The organism is Roseomonas sp. GC11, from assembly GCF_024437745.1.
Taxonomy (GTDB): domain Bacteria; phylum Pseudomonadota; class Alphaproteobacteria; order Acetobacterales; family Acetobacteraceae; genus Pseudoroseomonas.
The window spans coordinates 15,596-34,497 of the sequence record NZ_JANFNY010000055.1 but is presented as its reverse complement, the minus strand read 5'-3'; the positions used below and the strand labels follow the sequence as shown (position 1 = coordinate 34,497).

Genomic DNA, 18,902 nt, shown 5'->3' with positions numbered 1-18,902 from the left:
GGCCAGGGCCTCCCGCGCCGGCAGGGCGGCGGGGGCGCGGGCGAGGAAGAGGGCCGCCTCCAGCCGCCCCTCCCGCAGCAGGGCGTAGCGGGCGAGGCCGCGCGCCGGGTCGCGCAGTTCCAGCCGCTCGGTCTCCGCGGGGGTGGGGCCGAGCAGGGCGGTGGCCAGGGCCTCCAGCGCCGCGCCTTCCGGCATGGCCTGCCAGCCGGCGAGGTCGAGGGCCTGGCCCTGTTCCAGCGGCAGGCGGGACCAGTGCAGGCCGGGCTGGGCCAAGGGAGATTCCGGGGGGGCTTCCGGGGGCGCGCGGTGCAGCAGCAGGCCGCGCCACAGCACCGGCAGGGGGGTGGCGGAGAGGGGGGTGGCCTTCATCTCCGGCTGGCCGGAGACGGGGTCGGTGGCCGCGCCCACCAGCCGCGCCACGGGGCCGGCGGAGGTGAAGCTGTCCGTCCAGTGCATCGGCACGAAGACCTCGCCGGGGCGCAGCCCGGCATCGAGGGTGACGCGCGTCACCTGCTCCCCCTGCGCGCTGGCGAGGCGGGCGAGGCCGCCCTCCACGAGGCCGAGCCGTGCCGCATCGGCGGGGTGGAAGGCGGCGAGTGGCTCGGGGGCGTGGCGCATCAGGCGGGGGACGCGGCCGGTGCGGGTCATGCTGTGCCACTGGTCGCGCAGCCGCCCGGTGTTGAGCAGCAGCGGGCGGGTGCGGCTGGCCGGCTCGGCCGGGGCGCGGTGGCGCAGCGGCAGGCAGCGGGCGCGGCCATCCGGCGTGGGGAAGCCGCCGGCCGCGAAAAGCCGCCCGGCCGGCTCCTTCTGCCCGGGCCGGGCGGGCCAGCGGAAGGGCTCCAGCGCGTCATAGGCGGCGCGGCCGATGCCGGCATGGGCGGAAATATCAAACACCCGCGCCCCGTCATTGCCATGGCCGGAGAGGGCGGCGTGCTCGGCGAAGATCTCGGCCGGGTGGGTCCAGGCGAAGGCCTCGGGCCAGCCCATGCGCCGGCCGACCTCGGCCAGCGCCCACCAGTCCGGCCGCGCCGCGCCGGGGGGGGCGCGGAAGGGGCGCTGGCGGGAGATGACGCGCTCCGAATTGGTCACCGTGCCGTCGCGCTCGCCCCAGAGGGCGGCGGGGAGGAGGGTATCGGCGAAGGCGGTGGTCTCGTTCGCCCAGCCATCGGAGACGACGAGGAAGGGGCAGGCGGCCAGGGCCTCGCGCACCCGGTCGTTGCGCGGCAGGCTGGCGGCGGGGTTGGTGGCGATGACCCAGAGCGCCTTCACCCGCCCCTCGCGCACCGCCTCGAACAGATCGATGGCCTTGAGGCCGGGGCGGGTGGCGAGGTTGGGCGCGCCCCAGAAGCCGCGCAGCAGGGCGAGATCCTCCGCGCGGTCGAAGCGCAGATGGGCGGCGAGCTGGTTGGCCAGCCCGCCCACCTCGCGCCCGCCCATGGCGTTGGGCTGGCCGGTGAGGCTGAAGGGCCCGGCGCCGGGGCGGCCGATGCGCCCGGTGGCCAGGTGGCAGTTGAGGATGGCGTTGACCTTGTCCGTCCCCGCCGCGGATTGGTTCACGCCCTGGGAATAGAGGGTGACGACGCGCGGCGTGGCGGCGAAGGCGGCGTAGAATTCGGCCAGGGCGGCGGGGTGCAGCTCGGTGAGGCGGGGCACGTCGGGCGCCTCGGCCCGGGCGGCGGCCAGGGCCTCCTCCAGCCCGGAGAGATGGGCGGCGGCCCAGGCGGTGTCGAGGGCGCCGCATTCGGCGAGATAAGCGAGCAGCCCGTTGAACAGCGCGACATCGCTGCCGGGGGCGAGGGGGAGGTGGAGATCGGCCTCCTCCGCGCTGGCGGTGCGGCGGGGGTCGATGAGGATGACGCGGGTGCCGCGCGCCGCCCGCGCCGCGCGCAGGCGCTGGTGCAGCACCGGGTGGCACCAGGCGAGGTTGCTGCCGACCAGCAGGACGAGATCGGCCTCCTCCAGATCGGCATAGAGGCCGGGGACGACATCCTCGCCAAAGGCGCGCACATGGCCGGCGACGGAGGAGGCCATGCAGAGGCGCGAATTGGTGTCGATATTGGCGCTGCCGATGAAGCCTTTCATCAGTTTATTGGCGACGTAATAATCCTCCGTCAGGCACTGGCCGGAGACGTAGAAGGCGACGGAGTCCGGCCCATGCGCGGCGATGGTGGCGCGGAAGCGCGCCGCGATGCGGTCCAGCGCCGCATCCCAGCCCACCGGCGCGCCCTGGACCATCGGCGTGGTCAGGCGCCCGGCAGGACCGAGGGTTTCCGCCAGCGCCGCGCCCTTGACGCAGAGCCGGCCCTGGTTGGCGGGGTGCGCGGGATCGCCGCGCACCGCATCGCCTTCCGCGACGACGCCGCAGCCGACGCCGCAATAGGGGCAGGTGCTGCGCGTCATCGCCGCCCTCACTCCGCCGCCAGGGCGAGGGGGAGGGCGAGGAAAAGCCGCGCCCCGCGCTGTTGCAGGGGGAAGCGGCGGACGCAGCCCTGGTCCGGCGCCACGGCCTCGCCCTGGGTCAGGTCGATCACCCAGTTGTGCAGCGGGCAGGCCACGCCATGGCCGTGCACGATGCCCTGGCTGAGCGGGCCGCCCTTGTGCGGGCAACGATCCTCGATGGCGAAAAGCCTGTCATCCAGCGTACGGAAGACGGCGATGTCGCCCAGCGCGGTCTTCACCACCCGCGCGCCCTGGCGCGGGATGTCGTCCAGGGCGCCAATCTCCAGCCAGCGTTCGGTCATGGCGCTCACTCCGCGGCGGCGAGGCTGGTGAAGGGGCGGGCGGCGGCGGCATCGGCCACGCGCTCGGCCCAGGGGTCGGTCTGCATGAAGCGCTGGGCATACAGGAAGCGGTCGCGCAGGGCCTGGCGGCCGGCGGCATCCTCGACGATGCGGCGCTTCACATAGTCCAGCCCGACGCGCTCCACCCAGGGGGCGGTGCGGTCGAGATAGCGCGCCTCCTCGCGGTAGAGCTGGAGGAAGGCGGCGCAGTATTCCAGCACCTCGTCCGGGGTCGTCACCTTGCACAGGAAATCCGTGCCGCGCAGATGGATGCCGCCATTGCCGGCGATGTGCAGTTCCCAGCCGCTCTCCACGGCGATGACGCCGAAATCCTTGATGGTGGATTCGGCGCAGTTGCGCGGGCAGCCGGAGACGGCGAGCTTCACCTTGTGCGGGTGCCAGGAGCCCCAGGTCATGCGCTCCAGCGCGATGCCCATGGTGGTGGAATCCTGCGTGCCGAAGCGGCACCATTCGGAGCCGACGCAGGTCTTCACCGTGCGCAGCCCCTTGGCATAGGCATGGCCGGAGACCATGCCCGCCGCGTTGAGGTCGCGCCAGACCTCCGGCAACTGCTCGCGCTTCACGCCGAGCAGGTCGATGCGCTGGCCGCCCGTCACCTTCACCGTGGGGATGGCGTAGCGGTCCACCACATCGGCGATGGCGCGCAGCTCGGCGGCGGTGGTGACGCCGCCCCACATGCGCGGCACCACGGAATAGGTGCCGTCCTTCTGGATATTGGCGTGGTTGCGCTCATTGACGAAGCGCGACTGCGCGTCGTCCTGGTATTCCCCGGGCCAGGCGCAGAGTAGGTAAAAATTCAGGGCGGGTCGGCAATGGTGGCAGCCATCGGCGGTCTTCCAGCCGAGCGCGCGCATCACCTCCGGCATTTTTTTCAGCTTCCGGGCGAGGATCTCGCGGCGGACATGGTCATGCCCATGCTCGGTGCAGCGGCACATCGCCTTCTCGGCCGGCGCGGCATAGCCGGCGCCGAGGGCCAGGGCCAGCAGCCCCTCCACCTGCTTCGTGCAGGAGCCGCAGGAGGCGCTGGCCTTGGTGTGCGCCCGGACTTCTTCCAGCGTGGACAGGCTCTTCTCGCGGATGCCGGAGAGGATCGTCCCCTTGCAGACACCGTTGCAGCCGCAGATTTCCGCCGTGTCGGGCAGGGCGGCGAGGGCCTCTTTCGGGTCCTGCGCCGCCCCGCCCGCCGCCGCCTGGGAGGCCAGGGCGACGGCCTGTCCGAAGATCACCACATCGCGCAGCGCGCCGAGCGGCCGCGCCTGCTTCAACAGGTCAAAATACCAGCCGCCATCCTGGGCATCGCCATAGAGCACGACGCCGGAGAGTTTTTGCTCCCGCAGCACGAGGCGGCGATAGACGCCGCGCGACGGGTCGCGGAAAACAACCTCCTCGCAGCCCTCGCCGCCGGAGAAATCGCCGGCGGAGAACATCTCGATGCCCGTCACCTTCAGCCGCGTGCCGGTGATGGCGGGGGCATAGAGGCTGTCGGCCACGGCGGCGATATGGTCCGCCGCCACCTTCGCCATGTCCCAGAGCGGGGCGACGAGGCCGTGGCAGACGCCGCGATGCTCGGCGCATTCGCCGACGGCGAAAATGGCCGGGTCGCTCGTCCGCATTGTGTCGTCCACGACGATGCCGCGCTGGCAGGCGAGGCCGATGGCCCGGCCCAGCGCGGCATTGGGGCGGATGCCCACCGCCATCACCACGAGATCGGCCGGCAGTTCCGTGCCATCCTTCAGCCGCACGGCGGTGACGTGCCCGTCGCCGAGGATGGCGGCGGTGTCGGCCCCCGTCCGCACGGCGAGGCCGCGCGCCTCCAGATCGGCCTTCAGCAGGGCCGCGGCCACGGGGTCGAGCTGGCGCTCCATCAGATGCGGCATCAGGTGCAGCACGGTGGTGGCCATGCCGTTGCGGGCGAGGCCATTCGCCGCCTCCAGCCCGAGCAGCCCGCCGCCGATCACCACGGCGCGGCCGCCGCGCGCGCAGGCGGCCAGCATCGCCTCGACATCCGCCATGTCGCGGAAGGTGACGACGCCCGGCAGGTCATGCCCCGGCACGGGGATGATGAAAGGGTCCGAGCCCGTGGCCAGCAGCAGCACATCATAGCGCCGCGCCGTGCCGCAGGCGCCGGTGACCACGCGGCTCTCGCGGTCCACCGCCACCACCTTCTCGCCGGCGATCAGTTCGATGCCGTGTTCCGCGTACCAGTCGCGGCTGTTGATGATGATGTCGTCGAAGCTCTTTTCGCCGGCCAGCAGGGGCGAGAGCATGATGCGGTTGTAGTTCGGGTGCGGCTCGGCGCCGAAGACGGTGATGTCGAAGCGGCCGGGGGCGCGGGCGAGGATTTCCTCGACCGTCCGCATGCCGGCCATGCCGTTGCCGACAACCACCAGGCGTTGCCGCTGGGGAGGGAGGGCATTCATCGGAAATGGAGCCTTGCGGCGAGGGGTTGCGGGGTGGCGCGCCTCAGGCGGCGGCCGTCGCGGGGGCGGCGTGGCGGTGGTGGAGGAATTCCAGCACCGCCGCGCGCGGCGCGGTGAAACGCGGATCGGCGGCGAGGGCGATGCGGTCGCGCGGGCGCGGCAGGTCCACGGCCAGCACCTCCCCCACCTGGGCATTCGGCCCGTTGGTCAGCATGACGATGCGGTCCGAGAGCAGCACGGCCTCGTCCACGTCATGGGTGATCATCAGGATGGTGGTGCCAAGCTCCGCATGGATCTGCATCACCTGGTCCTGCAGATGGGCGCGGGTCAGCGCATCCAGCGCGCCGAAGGGCTCGTCCAGCAGAAGAACCTTGGGCTTCATGGCCAGGGCGCGGGCGATGCCGATGCGCTGCTTCATGCCGCCCGAGATCTCGCCCGGGCGCTTGTTGCGGGCATGGCTCATGCGGACCAGGGCGAGGTTGTGCTCGGTCCATTCGGCGCGCTCTGCGCGCGACATGCCGCGGCCCACGGTGCGGTCCACCGCCAGCCGGATATTCTCGTAGCAGGTGAGCCAGGGCAGCAGCGAATGGTTCTGGAAGACCACGGCGCGGTCCGGGCCGGGGCCGGAAATCTCCCGCCCCTCCAGCACCACGCCGCCGGTGGTGGCCGGCAGCAGCCCGGCCACGATGTTGAGCAGCGTGGACTTGCCGCAGCCGGAATGGCCGATGATCGAGACATATTCTCCCTTCTCGATGCGCAGCGTGACGTCGCGCAGCACCGGCACGGGGGAGCGGGGAAACTGGATGGAGACGCCGGAGATGTCGAGGAAGGCGGTCATGGCGGTGTGCTCCTCAGCTCGCGGCGACGCCGCGGGTGGCGAGGCGGCCCAGCAGGGCAACGCAGCGGTCCAGCACGAAACCCGTGATGCCCACATAGAAGAGCGCCACGATGATGTCGGAGAGGTTGGAGCTGTTCCAGGCATCCCAGACGAAGAAGCCGATGCCGACGCCGCCGATCAGCATCTCCGCCGCGATGATGGCGAGCCAGGAGAGGCCGACGCCGATGCGCAGCCCGGTGAAGATATAGGGCGCCGCCGCCGGCAGCACGACCAGCCAGAACCAGGCCGGGCCGCGCAGATGGATGACGGCCGCGACGTTGCGGTAGTCCTGCGGCACGTTGCGGACGCCGACGGCGGTGTTGATGATGATGGGCCAGATCGCGGTGATGAAGATGACGAAGATGGCGCTGGGCTGCGCCTCGCGGAAGGCGGCGAGGGAGAGCGGCAGCCAAGCCAGCGGCGGCACGGTGCGCAGCACCTGGAAGATGGGGTCCAGGCCGCGCATGGCGAATGGCGAGGTGCCCACCAGCATGCCCAGCGCGACGCCAGCGATGGCCGACAGGAAGAAGCCCTCGAAGACGCGCGTCAGGCTGGCGGCGAGGTGCCAGAACAGCCCCTTGTCCAGCCCGCCGCGGTCGAAGAAGGGGTCGAGGATCAGCTCCCGGCTGTCGGCCCAGACCTGGCTCGGCGGCGGCAGGGTGGCGCCGCTGCCGCCGGCGGCATATTCCCAGAGGATGCCAAGCGCCGCCACCACCAGCAGCGGCGGCAGCACCCGCGCCGCGACGGGGGCGAGGCGCGAGGGCGCGGGGAGCGCCGGAAGGGGCGCGGAGGCGAGGCGCGGCGCCGCCTCGGGCTTGCGGCTGAGGGCGTTCACCGGCTCAGCCCCGCACGATCTTCTTGATTTCGAGGGAGGCGAGATAGGCCGCCGGGTTTTCGGGATCGAAGACCTTGCCATCGAAGAAGCTCTCGCGGCCACGGCTGGTGCCGGCGGGCATTTCGGCGGCGGGCACGCCGGCACGGGCGGCGGCGGCGCGCCAGATGGCTTCCTGGTTCACCTCGCCGATCAGCTTCGCCGTGTCCGTCCCCTCCGGCAGCACGCCCCAGCGGATATCCTCCGTCAGGAACCACAGCTCATGGCTGCGGAAGGGGTAGCTGGCATGGTCGCGCCAGTATTTCATCAGCAGCGGCGAGTTCTCGACCCTGCGGCCGTCGCCATAGTCGATGTTGCCCTGGGCGCGGTTGAGGATGTCCACCACGGGCACGTTGAACCAGGCGCGGCGGCCGATGATCTCGCACATCTCCGCCTTGTTGGCGGGCTGGTCGCACCAGCGCTGCGCCTCGATGACGGCCGCCGTCAGCGCCTCCGCCGCGCGCGGGCGGGACTGGACGAAATCGCCGCGCAGGGCGAAGGATTTTTCCGGGTGGTCGCGCCAGACCTCGCCGGTCAGGGCGGCGCTGTAGCCGAGCTTCTGGCGCACCAGCTGGTCGTTCCACGGCTCGCCCACGCAGAAGGCGTCCATGGTGCCGACCTTCATGTTGGCCACCATCTGCGGCGGCGGCACCACGATGGTCTGCACATCCTTGTCCGGGTCGATGCCGGCGGCGGCGAGCCAGTAGCGGATCCACAGGTCATGCGTGCCGCCGCGGAAGGTCATGGCGACCTTGCTCTCCGGCGTCAGCAGCTTGCGCAGCGGCGCGGCGTCGAGCGTGGCACCGGCATGCTTCGCGGCCACCGAGATGGCCTGGCCGTTGGTGTTCAGCCGCGCCATGATGGCCATGGGCACCGGCTGGTTGTTCTGGGTGATGCGCCCGGTGTGCATCAGGTAGGGCATGGGCGTCAGGATATGCGCGCCATCGATGCCGCCGGCGGCGCCGCCGAGGACGAGATTGTCCCGCGTGGCGCCCCAACTCGCCTGCTTCACCACCTCCACATCCGGCATGCCGTGCTTGGCGAAGAAGCCTTTCTCCCGCGCGATGATCAGCGGCGCGGAATCGGTGAGGGCGATGTAGCCCAGCGTGGCCTTCGTCACCTCGGGCGTGGTGGTGCCCTGCGCGAAGGCGCCGCGCGGGGCCGTGGCGCGGGCGGCGGCGAGCAGGGCGGCGGTGGCCGCGATGGCGCGGCGGCGGGTCAGGGGCTGGGTCACGGCGTCGGGCCCTCCGGCAGGATGGCGGGTTGCGGTGCGGGCTCGGCGACGCTGCGCGCCGCCTCGGCCCAGAGGGTGTTGACGAAGGGGGCGAGGGCGACGCTCTCGCTGGCCCCTTCGGGCAGGTGGTCCCAGCGGCGCATATGGCCGAGCCAGGCGCGCGGCTCGGCCGGGTCCAGCCAGGTGGCGGCGCGGAAGCCGAGGCGGTGGGCGAGCGGCAGCACGCCGCCGCCCGGGGTGGGCAGGTGCCCGGCGAAGGCATGGCCGATGGTGGAGGGCTCGACGCCGGGGAAGGCTTCCTCGGCCAGCAGCGTGGCGGCGGCGAGGTGGTTGGCCGGCTGCTCCAGCCAGCGCGCCGCCTCGATGATGGCGGCGGTCGCCGCCACCATGGCGGGGCGCTCCCGCGCGGCGAAGGGGCCGGCGAAGCCCAGCACCTTCTCGCCATGGCCGGGCCAGACATCGCCGCTGCCGAGGGCGATGACGGCGGCATCGCTGAGCACGGCGTGGCTGCCCCAGGGCTCGCCCACGCAACAGCCATCGATGCGGCCGGCCTGGAGTTCCTCCACCATCAGCGGCGGCGGCACGACGAGGATGCGGACCTCTGCCTCGACATCCAGCCCGCCGGCGGCGAGCCAGTGGCGCAGCAGGTAGTTGTGGGTGGAATGCACATGCACGACGGCGAGGCGCAGCGGGCGCCCCCCGGCGGCGCGGCGGCGGGCGAAGGCGGCGAAGCGGCTGGCCTCCAGCGGCGGCGCGACGGGGGCGAGGGCCGCGGCGATGCTGGCGGAGAGCGCGATGGAACTGCCATTGCGGCCGAGGCCGCAGCTCACCACCCAGTCCCGCGCCGGCTGGCCGAGGCCGAGGGCGGCGGCGATGGGCATGGGGTAGAGGAGATGCGCGCCATCCAGCGCGCCGAAGGCCAGGCGGTCGCGCAGGGCCGCCCAGGCGCCGGCGCGGCTGAGGCTGACGCGCAGCCCGTGCCGGGCGAAAAGCCCCAGCGCCTGCGCCGCCAGCAGCGGCGCCGCATCGGTCAACGGCATATAGCCGAGGCGCAGATGGGGGGCGTCACCAGGAAGGGCGGGGGCGGAAAGAGGCAAGGTCGCACTCCGGGTTGCCCAAAGGGGCAACGGGGAGACGAACCGCCATTGGCTCGCCCGGTCAGGTCATCCTGGTGGGATCACCAGGGGGTTCGCGGCGCACCGGCACGCCATTGCACCGGTCCGCCGCTTTCTTGCCATGGTGCCGGCGGCGAAGGGAAGCCCTTTTTTGCGCCAAAAAATGGCACAACCGCACCCGCCGCGCGTATATTTGCTGATTAAATTCGCTTTTTGGCGTCTTTTTGAGCAATTACCCAGGCGGCGGCCTCGGCCATTTTCTGCCCGCGATCCATGGCGAGGCGGCGCAGCGTGGCATGGGCTTCGGGCTCGCCGAGATGGTGGCGCTGCATCAGGAGGCCCTTGGCGCGCTCGATGATCTTGCGTTCGCCGAGTTCGGCCTGGGTGCGCTGCAATTCGGCGCGCAGGGCCTGCTGGGCGCGGAACTGGCGGATGGCGACCTCGACGACGGGCCGGACGCGGGCGGGGGCGAGGCCTTCCACCATATAGGCGGCCACCCCGGCCTCGATGGCGGCCTCGATCTGCTCCGGCTCGCCGCGCTCGGCGAAGAGGACGACGGGGCGGGGCTCATCGCGGTGGAGGGCGCGCATGCTGTCGAGGGCGTCACGCGAGGGGTCTTCGAGGCCGCAAACGATGACATCGGCGGCGCTGGCGCGGACCTGCGCGGTCAGGTCCAGCGCCTGCCCTGTGACGCCGACGACCTTGTAGCCCTGCGCCTCCAGCATGGCCCTGACGGCGCCGGCCCGCTGTTCGTCGCTATCCACCAGAAGGACCCTGAGCATCGCATCCCTTGCCGCGCCTGATGCGGTAGCAGCAAGTTCCGGGCCATTTTTCTGAGAGCGGGGTCCGGGGTGGCCTCGCCACCCCGGCGGGAGGGTCCGGGAGGGCGGCGCCCTCCCGGAGGGGCACGGCTCAGGAGCCGGCGCGGTTGTGCAGGGCCGGCATGAAGAGATCCTGCCAGGTGGCCGGCTTGCTGCGGATGGTGCCGACGGCGCCCATGAAGTTGGCGTATTGCATCAGCCCGTGCGGCGTGGTGTCGAAATGCGTGTCCGGCTCCGCCAGCATGGCCATGACATCTTCCTGGCTGCTGCCGGAGGGCGAGACGCGGTTGAAGATTTCCGCCGCCTTCGCGCGATCGCCGGTGATGAGGGCATTGGCCTCGTCCATGGCGGCGAGGAAGGCGCCCATGATGCCCGGATTGGCATTGACGAACTGCTTCGGCGCGAAGACGACATCCAGCGTGGAATCGCCCAGGACCTCGCTGGCCGCGATGACCTTATGAATGCGCGAATCGGCCAGTTCCCGCGCGGAATAGGGCGGCGAGGCGAAATGCGCGGCGATCTCGGTCTTGCCGCTCATCAGAGAGGCATAGGCTTCCGGGTGCGGCAGCCCGACCGTCATCGGATCGAGTCTGGCATAGTTGGCCTGCCCGAACTGCTTCGCCACCAGCATCTGCAGCACGACGGCGGCGAGCGAGGTCTTGATGCCGGGCAGCGCGATCTTGTCGGCGGGCGTGAAATCCGCCAGGGCGCGGATATGCGGGCGGTTGGTGTTGAGCACCAGGGCGCAGGTGCTCATGCCCGAGACGCCGATGATCTCCGAGCGCGGGATGCCGCGGGCGCGCGACCACAGCGTCATGAAGCCCGGCGCGCCGGTGCCGGCGATGTCGAGCGAGCCGGCGAGCATGGCATCGTTGATGACGTTGCCGCCATCGAGCATCTGCCAGGAGACATCGATGGCGCCGAGGCCGGCCTTCTCCGCCTGCTTCTCCAGCAATTTCTGATCGCGCATGACGATCAGCGGCAAATAGAGGATGCCATAGCCATGCGAGAGGCGGACGCGGCTGGCCTCGGCGTAGGCGGGGCGGGCGAGCAGGGCGGGGGTGGCCAGGGCGGCCGCGAGGGCGGCCCCCCGGGTGAGAACATCGCGACGCTTCATTGAACGCTTCCCATTCTTGTTGTCGTGAGGAGAGGGCCCCGGGCGTATGGCCGGCTCAGTGCTGCATGCCCCAGCGGCGGATGGTGCGCTTCTCGATATTGGCGAAGATCACGCTTTCCACGAAGAGGCCGATGAGGATGACGAAGAAGAGGCCGGCGAAGACGTTGGCGGTCTCGAGCTGGTTGCGGTTCTCGAAGATGAACCAGCCCAGGCCGCCGCCGCCGGAGGAGACGCCGAAGACCAGTTCCGCCGCGATCAGGGTGCGCCAGGCGAAGGCCCAGCCGACCTTCAGGCCGGTGAGGATGGAGGGGAAGGCGGCGGGGATGAGGATATCGCGCACGAGGCGCAGCCCGCCGAGGCCGTAATTCTGCCCGACCATGCGCAGCGTGCGCGAGACGGAGCGGAAGCCGCCATGGGTGTTCAGCGCAATCGCCCAGAGCACGGAGTGGACGAGGACAAAGATCACGCTGCCCGAGCCGAGGCCGAACCAGATCAGCGCCAGCGGCAGCAGGGCGATGGCCGGCAGCGGGTTGAACATGGAGGTCAGTGTCTCCAGCAGGTCGGTGCCGATGCGGGAGCCGATGGCGAGGGTGGTGAGCAGCGCGGCGAGGAGGATGCCGATGCCGTAGCCGATGACGAGGGTGCGCAGCGAGATCAGCGTGCGCGCCGGGATGATGCCGTTGGCGATATTCTCGAACAGCGCCTGCACGGTGGCCGAGAAGGGCGGAAAGAGAAGCGGGTTGTCGAGCCAGCGGCCATAAGCTTCCCAGATGACGGCGAGCACCAGCAGGATCAGCGCCTTGCGCAGTGCGCCGATGCGGTAGACGGCTTCCCAGGCGGAGATCGGCTTGTTGACCTCGCCGATGCCGCTGCGCGAGGGCTCGCGGATGATCTCGGGGCGGGCGAAGAGGCTGTTGTCGTCAGCGGTGATGCTCATGATAGGCCGCCTCTCAATGCACGAAGAGCATGTCGTTGATACGCGCTTCCAGCGCCGCGGCGGCGCCGGTGCCCTGGAGGGCGGGCGGGATGGAGTTCAGCTCCGCCTTCACCTGCCCCGGATGCGGGGAGAGCAGCAGGATGCGCGTGCCGACGCGGATCGCCTCCTCGATCGAGTGGGTGACGAAGAGAACGGTGAATCGCGTATCCTCCCACAGGCGCAGCAGTTCTTCCTGCATGCGGCGGCGGGTGAGGGCGTCGAGCGCGGCGAAGGGCTCGTCCATCAGCAGCACATCGGGTTCCATGGCCATGCCGCGGGCGATGGCGACGCGCTGCTTCATGCCGCCGGAGAGCATGTGCGGGTAGCTGTCGGCGAATTTCTTCAGCCCGACCTTCTCGATGTAGCTGTCCGCGCGGTCGCGCGCCTCGGCGCCCCTGGCGCGGCCGCTGGCGTTGAGGGCGAACATCACGTTCTCCCGCACGGTTTTCCAGGGCAGGAGCTGGTCGAATTCCTGGAAGACCATCATGCGGTCTGGCCCCGGCCCATGCACGGCGCGGCCCTTCAGGCGGATCTCGCCCTCGGAGGGGGCGAGGTAGCCGCCGATCGCCTTGAGCAGCGTCGACTTGCCGCAGCCGGAGGGGCCGAGGAGGATGTAGCGGTCCGAGGGATAGACATCGAAGCCGACGCGGTGGGTCGCGGTGACGACGGCGTCGTGCGTTTTGTATTGCAGCGTCACGCCTTCGACCGAGAGCAGCGGCGCGGGCGTGCCGGGGGTGGCGTCTGCCATGGCCGGACCTTTCTTCCCAGAGTTGCGCGGGCGCTGTCGTCCCGCTTCCGGCCCTGGCTATCACCTGAACCTGTTGCCAAACTGACAGTCACGGAAGAAATCGATGCTGCACCGCAGCAGGAATGGATGATGCGGATCTTGTTGGTCGAGGACACCGCCGATGTCGGTGAGGGGATCGTGGCGCGGCTCCAGCGCATGGGGCATGCGGTGGAATGGGAGCGGGATGGGGAGGGCGCGCTGGCGCGCATCGCGGTGCAGCCCTATGACCTGTTCATTCTGGATGTGATGCTGCCGCCGCCGGATGGGCTGCGCCTGCTGCGGCACCTGCGCGAGCAGGGCCAGGCGACGCCGGTGCTGATGCTGACGGCGCGCTCCAGCGTCAATGACCGTGTCGGCGCGCTGGATCTCGGCGCGGATGATTATCTGGTGAAGCCCTTCGACTTCCTGGAGATGGAGGCGCGGGTGCGCGCGCTGCTGCGGCGCCAGGGCGGCAGCGCGACGAATGAGCTGCGCTGTGGCGACATCACCATCGACCTCGCGGGCCGTCTGGTGATGCTGGCCGGGCAGCCCGTGGAGCTGACGCGGCGCGAGCTGGCGCTGCTGGAAATCCTGGCGACGCGCGTGGGCCGCGTGGTCGACAAGGGCCAGATCGCCGAGCGCCTTTTCGGCCTCGACAGCGAGGCCGGCAGCAATGCGGTGGAGCAGTATGTGGCGCGGCTGCGCCGCAAGATCGCGGCCTCCCGCGCGGAGATCCGCACCCTGCGCGGGCTTGGCTACCAGCTCGTGCTGCGATGACGCCGATCCGTTCCCTGCATGCGCGGGTGGCGCTGCTGCTGGTGGTGATGCTGGGGGGCGTCAGCGCCTGTTTCTCCGCCGCGGGCTGGTACTACGCGCAGCTCACCGCGGCCGGCGCCTATGACACGCTGCTGCGGGCCAGTGCCGCGCAGATCGCCGAGAACACCTATCTGCAGGGGGTGATGGTCACGGTGGAGCCGCCTGTCTCCGTGCTCTCCGTGCTCTCCCTGACGGACCGCGTGGTCTACAAGGTGGTGGACCCGCGTGGGGTGGTGGTGGCCGGCAGCCCGGCGCTGCGCACGGGGGTGGAGGAGCCGGCGCAGCGCACGCTGCTGCGCCAGCGTGGCTGGCTGCTGCTCGATGACCAGTGGCAGGGCGAGCCGGTGCGCGTGGCGGTGACGACGCGGCAGATCGGCGAGGGTTGGGCGGTGATCGCGGTCGCGCAGACCCTGCATGGCCGCACGGCGCTGGCGCGGGATATCGCTGGCAAGGCGATCCTGGCGGTGCTGGCGCTGAATGCCATCGCGCTGATCGTCACGCTGCTGGCGACGAAGCGCGTGCTGGCGCCGCTGGAGCGTGTGCAGGCCTCGCTGCGCGAGCGCGACCCGCGCGACCTGACGCCGTTGCGAATGGAGGTGCCGCCGGAGATCGCCGGCCTGGTCGGCGCGATCAACAGTTTCATGGCGCGGCTGGACCACCGCATCGGCATGATGCAGCGGATGATCGGCGATGCGGCGCACCAGCTGCGCACGCCGCTGGCCGGGCTCGCCTCCCAGGTGGATCTGCTGCAGGTGGAGCAGGACCCGGCGCGGCGCGTGTCGCAGTTGCAGCGCATCGCCACCCGCACGGCGGAGCTGGGCCGTCTGGTCGGGCAGTTGTTCAACCATGCGATGGTGACGCACCGTTCCGAGGTGGTGGCGCTGGAGCCGGTGGATGTGGTGGAACTCGCCCGCCGCGCCATGCTGGACATCGCGATGAACGCGCCCGCCTGGGCGCGCAGCGAGCCCGCCCTGGCCTTCGACGCGCCGGAGCATCCGGTGATGGTGCAGGGCGATGCCGTCAGCCTGCGCGAGGCGCTGCTGAACCTGCTGAACAACGCGCTGCGGCATGGCGCGCCGACGCGGCTGGACCTGCGTATCCTGGAGCAGGCGGAGGCGGTGGTGGTGGAGGTGGTCGATGACGGCCCCGGCATTCCGCCCGCCCTGTGGGCGCGCGTGCGGGAGCCGTTCCACCAGCGCCCGCATGGCCAGCCGGGCGCCGGGCTGGGCCTGGCCATCGCCGATGCGGTGCTGCGCGCGCATGGCGGCATGCTGCAATTCCGCAGCGACAGCCGCGATGGCTTCGCCGTGCTGATGACCCTGCCGCGCCGCCCCTGAATTTTTTTTCGGATTTTTCCCGGCGCGGCGCGGGCCGTTCGGTGGCCCGAACGCGCCTTGCCGTGCGGGGTCGGGATTCCGTCCGCGCGGCGCCGGATGACTTCAGAAAATCCCTTTAAAATCAGAGAGAAGAACTGAAAGAAAAAGCTGGCACGGGCCTTGCCCTAAGAAGGGCGGAAGCGACGCAGGCGATGCGGAAACACCGTCCGCCGCTTCTCCAGAACCGTATCCCTTGGGGATCAAGACCATGCCTGACTCCTACATCGCCTCCGGCCGCGACCACGAAGATGCCGTGCAGGGCGCCGCCCTGCTGCACCACCCCGGCCGCAACCGCGGCACCGCCTTCACCCATGAGGAGCGCCGCCGCCTCGGCCTGGAAGGGCTGCTGCCACAGGCCGTGGAATCGCTCGACCGCCAGGTGGAGCGTGTGCTCGCCCATCTCGACGAGAAGAATGATGACCTGGAGCGCTACATCTATCTGATCGGCCTCGAGGATCGCAACGAGACGGTCTTCTACAAGACCATCATGTCCGACCCGAAGCGCTTCATCCCCATCCTCTATGACCCGACCGTGGCCGATGCCTGCGAGACCTTCGGCAACATCTACCGCCGCGCGCGCGGCATGTACATCTCGCGCCACATGAAGGGGCGCATGGCCGAGGTGCTGCGCAACTGGCCGGAGAAGGATGTCCGCTTCATCTGCGTCTCCACCGGCGGCCGGATCCTGGGCCTCGGCGATATCGGCGCCAATGGCATGGGCATTCCCATCGGCAAGCTGCAGCTCTACACCGCCTGCGCCGCCGTGCCGCCGCAGTGCCTGCTGCCCGTGCTCTTCGATATCGGCACCACCAATGAAAGCCTGCGCGCCGATCCCTTCTATCTCGGCACGCGCGAGCCGCCCGTCTCCGAGGCGGAGCTGGATGAACTGACCGAGGAATTCATCCAGGCCGTCATGGAGGTCTTCCCGAATTGCTGCGTGCATTTCGAGGACTGGAAAGGCACGGATGCGATCCGCATGCTAGACCGCTACCGCGACCGCATCCTCTGCTACAATGACGACATCCAGGGCACGGCCTCCGTCGCGCTGGCCGGCATCGCCAGCGCGCTGCTCTCCACCGGCGGCCGGCTCGCGGATCAGCGCATCATGTTCCTCGGCGCCGGCTCGGCCGGTATCGGCATCGCCAAGCTGATCTGCGCCGAGATGCAGACCAAGGGCCTGAGCCTCGACGAGGCGCGCTCGCGCATCGCCATGTTCGACATCAACGGCCTGATCGAGCCCTCGCGCTTCGATCTGACGGAAGCGCAGAAGGTCTATGCCCAGAACCTGCCGCCGATGCAGGATTTCCTCAAGGCGCTGAACGCCTTCAGGCCCACCATCCTGGTTGGCGTCAGCACCAGGGCCGGCGCCTTCAACAAGGAGGTGATCGAGGCCATGTGCCGCTTCAACGAGCGGCCGGTGATCTTCGCCCTCTCCAACCCGACGCACAAGGCCGAGTGCACGGCGGAACAGGCCTATACCTGGTCCAACGGCAAGGCCCTCTTCGCCGCCGGCGTGCAGTTCCCGGATGTGCAGCTGAACGGCAAGACCTATCGCCCCGGCCAGGCGAACAACTTCTACATCTACCCGGCCATCGGCCTCGCCACCTATGTGGCGCGCCCGACGCGGCTGACGGATGAGTGCTTCATCGTCGCCGCCCACGCGACCGCCGACCAGGTCGGCCCCACGCTGCGCGCCAAGGGCATGCTCTACCCGAGCCAGGACCAGATCCTGGAAACCGAGGTGACCACGGCGACCCGCATCGTCGAATACATGTTCGACGCCGGGCTCGCCCAGGCCGAGCGCCCGCGTGACATCCGCGCCTGGATCGAGGCGCAGCTCTACAAGCCGCAATACTGATCCCGCGGCGCAGACCCTGAGTGGACAAGGTGACTGGGCCGGCCATCGCGCCGGCCCATCCACCGCATCGGTGAAAGAAGCGTCATGAGCGCCGTCGTCGCCACCCTGCAGAAATACCCCGAGATCGCGATCTACCTGACGATCGCCGTCGGCTTCTGGGTGGGAAGCATCAATATGGGGAAATTCAACCTGGGCACCGTGACCTGCACGCTGCTCGCGGGGCTCGCCATCGGGCAGCTCCACATCGCCATTCCCGGCATCCTGCAATCGACCTTCTTCGCGATGTTCCTCTTCTCGGTGGGCTACGCGGTGGGGCCGCAGTTCATCCGGGCGCTGCGCAGCGATGGCATGCCGCAGGTGGTCTTCTCGGTCATCATCTGCCTGAGCGGCCTCGGCACCGCCATCCTGCTCGGCAAGATGCTCGGCTATAACGGCGCCCTCACGGCCGGGCTGCTCTCGGGCGGCTACACCAATTCCACCGTGCTCGGCGTCGCCAACGACATGATCTCGCAGATGGGCATGGACCCCGCCGCGACCAAGGCCGCGCTGGCGCTGATGCCGGTGGCCTATGCGGTGACCTACCCCTTTGGCACCGCCGGCTCGGCCTGGATCCTCGCCACCCTCGCGCCGAAGCTCTTCGGCATCGACCTGGCCGAATCCTGCCGCGAGTATGAGAAGAAGCACGGCACGCCGGGCGAGAACGCCACCACCACCGCCTATCACGAGTTCTATGCCCGCGCCTATCGCCTGACCAACCCGGACTTCTTCGGCCGCAGCGTGGGCGAGGTGGAGCACAGCTTCAACCAGCTCGTCTTCGTCCGCCGCCTGCGCCAGGGCAACCGCATCGTCGAGTGCGAGAAGGACACCATCCTCCCCGCCAACGCCATCATCGCCGTCTCCAGCAACCTGGAAACCCTGGTCGATATCGGCGCCCGCATCGGTGACGAGGTCAGCGATGTCGAGATGCTCGACTTCTCCACCGAGAAGCTGGATCTCGTCGTCACCAACCGCGACTATGCGGACAAGACCCTGGGCAGCATCCTGCGCGAGGTCTTCGGCAAGCCCGGCCGCGGCGTCTTCCTCTGCAAGTTCACCCGCGCCGATGTCGCCATGCCGCTCGAGGATCACATCAAGATCCAGCGCGGCGACGTGCTGACCATCCTCGGCGCCAAGGCCGATGTCGCCAAGGTCGCCCGCCTGCTCGGCTATGCCGACCGCCCGCTCGAGAAGTCCGACATGGCCTTCATGAGCTTCGGCATCGTCATCGGCAGCCTGCTCGGCGCCATCACCATCCATGTGGCGGGCATCCCGCTCAGCTTCGGCACCTCGGTCGGCGCCATCGTGGCCGGCATCGTCTGCGGCTACATGCGCTCCATCATGCGCACCTTCGGCCGCATCCCCGGCCCCGCCCTCTGGGTCTTCAACAATGTGGGGCTGAACGGCTTCATCGCGGTGATCGGCCTGAACGCCGCGCCGGGCTTCATCGGCGGCCTCCAGCAATACGGCCTGACCCTCTTCCTGGCCGGCACCGTCGTCACCATGGTGCCGCTCTTCGTCGGCCTCGCCCTCGGCCGCTATGTCTTCAAGTTCCACCCGGGCATCCTGCTCGGCGCCACGGCCGGGGCGCGCTCCACCACCGCCGCCCTGGGCGCGCTCCAGGAAGCCTCGCGCAGCAAGGTTCCCGTGCTGGGCTACACCATCGGCTACGCCACCTCCCGCGTGGTGATGGCCCTGCTGACGATCGTCCTGGTCAATGTCTTCTGACCCGGCCGGTTTCGAGGCCCTGATCCAGGGCCTCCACGGCGGAGGGGGGGGGGGGGGGGGGGGGGGGGCGGGGGGGGCGGGGGGCCGGGC

Annotated in this window: 15 protein-coding genes; 4 read left to right on the top strand and 11 right to left on the bottom strand. The window is 70.1% G+C overall.

The window, feature by feature from the left end:
• The 11 genes from NON00_RS16620 to NON00_RS16570 all read right to left on the bottom strand — a co-directional run.
• Window positions 1–2,400 (bottom strand): molybdopterin oxidoreductase family protein (locus NON00_RS16620; RefSeq protein ID WP_256023215.1); only part of this gene is annotated, 2,400 nt, incomplete at its 3' end.
• Between the two features lie 8 nt (window positions 2,401–2,408).
• Window positions 2,409–2,741 (bottom strand): nitrite reductase small subunit NirD, encoded by a 333-nt coding sequence (gene nirD / locus NON00_RS16615; protein ID WP_256023214.1) that lies wholly within the window; start codon window positions 2,739–2,741, stop codon window positions 2,409–2,411.
• A 5-nt stretch (window positions 2,742–2,746) separates the two neighbouring features.
• A complete protein-coding gene (gene nirB, locus NON00_RS16610) occupies window positions 2,747–5,221 on the bottom strand; it encodes a nitrite reductase large subunit NirB (RefSeq protein WP_256023213.1) in 2,475 nt (824 codons plus the stop codon).
• Between the two features lie 43 nt (window positions 5,222–5,264).
• Window positions 5,265–6,059: an ABC transporter ATP-binding protein gene (locus NON00_RS16605; RefSeq protein ID WP_256023211.1), complete on the bottom strand. Its 795-nt coding sequence runs from the start codon at window positions 6,057–6,059 to the stop codon at window positions 5,265–5,267.
• Window positions 6,060–6,072: 13 nt separating this feature from the next.
• The gene (gene ntrB, locus NON00_RS16600) at window positions 6,073–6,933 is read right to left on the bottom strand and encodes a nitrate ABC transporter permease (protein ID WP_256023208.1); all 861 of its coding nucleotides are present in this window, start codon (window positions 6,931–6,933) and stop codon (window positions 6,073–6,075) included.
• 4 nt (window positions 6,934–6,937) lie between these two features.
• Window positions 6,938–8,203, bottom strand: a complete 1,266-nt coding sequence (locus NON00_RS16595) for a CmpA/NrtA family ABC transporter substrate-binding protein (RefSeq protein WP_256023205.1) — start codon at window positions 8,201–8,203, stop codon at window positions 6,938–6,940.
• Window positions 8,200–9,300 carry a CmpA/NrtA family ABC transporter substrate-binding protein gene (locus NON00_RS16590; RefSeq protein WP_256023203.1) on the bottom strand — a complete coding sequence of 367 codons (1,101 nt, stop codon included), beginning with the start codon at window positions 9,298–9,300 and terminating at the stop codon, window positions 8,200–8,202. Before NON00_RS16590 ends, NON00_RS16595 begins: the two co-directional genes overlap by 4 nt.
• Before the next feature lie 218 nt (window positions 9,301–9,518).
• A complete protein-coding gene (locus NON00_RS16585) occupies window positions 9,519–10,100 on the bottom strand; it encodes an ANTAR domain-containing response regulator (RefSeq protein WP_256023200.1) in 582 nt (193 codons plus the stop codon).
• Window positions 10,101–10,230: 130 nt separating this feature from the next.
• Window positions 10,231–11,256, bottom strand: a complete 1,026-nt coding sequence (locus tag NON00_RS16580; RefSeq protein WP_256023197.1) for an ABC transporter substrate-binding protein — start codon at window positions 11,254–11,256, stop codon at window positions 10,231–10,233.
• A gap of 55 nt (window positions 11,257–11,311) precedes the next feature.
• The gene (locus NON00_RS16575) at window positions 11,312–12,193 is read right to left on the bottom strand and encodes an ABC transporter permease (RefSeq protein ID WP_256023195.1); all 882 of its coding nucleotides are present in this window, start codon (window positions 12,191–12,193) and stop codon (window positions 11,312–11,314) included.
• Between the two features lie 13 nt (window positions 12,194–12,206).
• A complete protein-coding gene (locus NON00_RS16570) occupies window positions 12,207–12,980 on the bottom strand; it encodes an ABC transporter ATP-binding protein (RefSeq protein ID WP_256023192.1) in 774 nt (257 codons plus the stop codon).
• Between the two features lie 129 nt (window positions 12,981–13,109).
• On the opposite strand from NON00_RS16570, the gene NON00_RS16565 reads away from it, so the two are divergent.
• The 4 genes from NON00_RS16565 (at window position 13,110) to aspT (ending at window position 18,812) form a co-directional block, all read left to right on the top strand.
• Window positions 13,110–13,775, top strand: a complete 666-nt coding sequence (locus tag NON00_RS16565; protein ID WP_256023190.1) for a response regulator transcription factor — start codon at window positions 13,110–13,112, stop codon at window positions 13,773–13,775.
• Complete coding sequence (locus NON00_RS16560) at window positions 13,772–15,151, top strand: sensor histidine kinase (protein ID WP_256023188.1); 1,380 nt, start codon at window positions 13,772–13,774, stop codon at window positions 15,149–15,151. Before NON00_RS16565 ends, NON00_RS16560 begins: the two co-directional genes overlap by 4 nt.
• Window positions 15,152–15,398: 247 nt before the next feature.
• Window positions 15,399–17,048, top strand: coding sequence for an NAD-dependent malic enzyme (locus NON00_RS16555; protein ID WP_256023186.1), 1,650 nt, complete (start codon window positions 15,399–15,401; stop codon window positions 17,046–17,048).
• An 84-nt stretch (window positions 17,049–17,132) separates the two neighbouring features.
• Entirely contained in the window at window positions 17,133–18,812 is a 1,680-nt protein-coding gene (aspT, locus tag NON00_RS16550) for an aspartate-alanine antiporter (protein ID WP_256023184.1), read from the top strand.
• Window positions 18,813–18,902 lie beyond the last annotated feature (90 nt).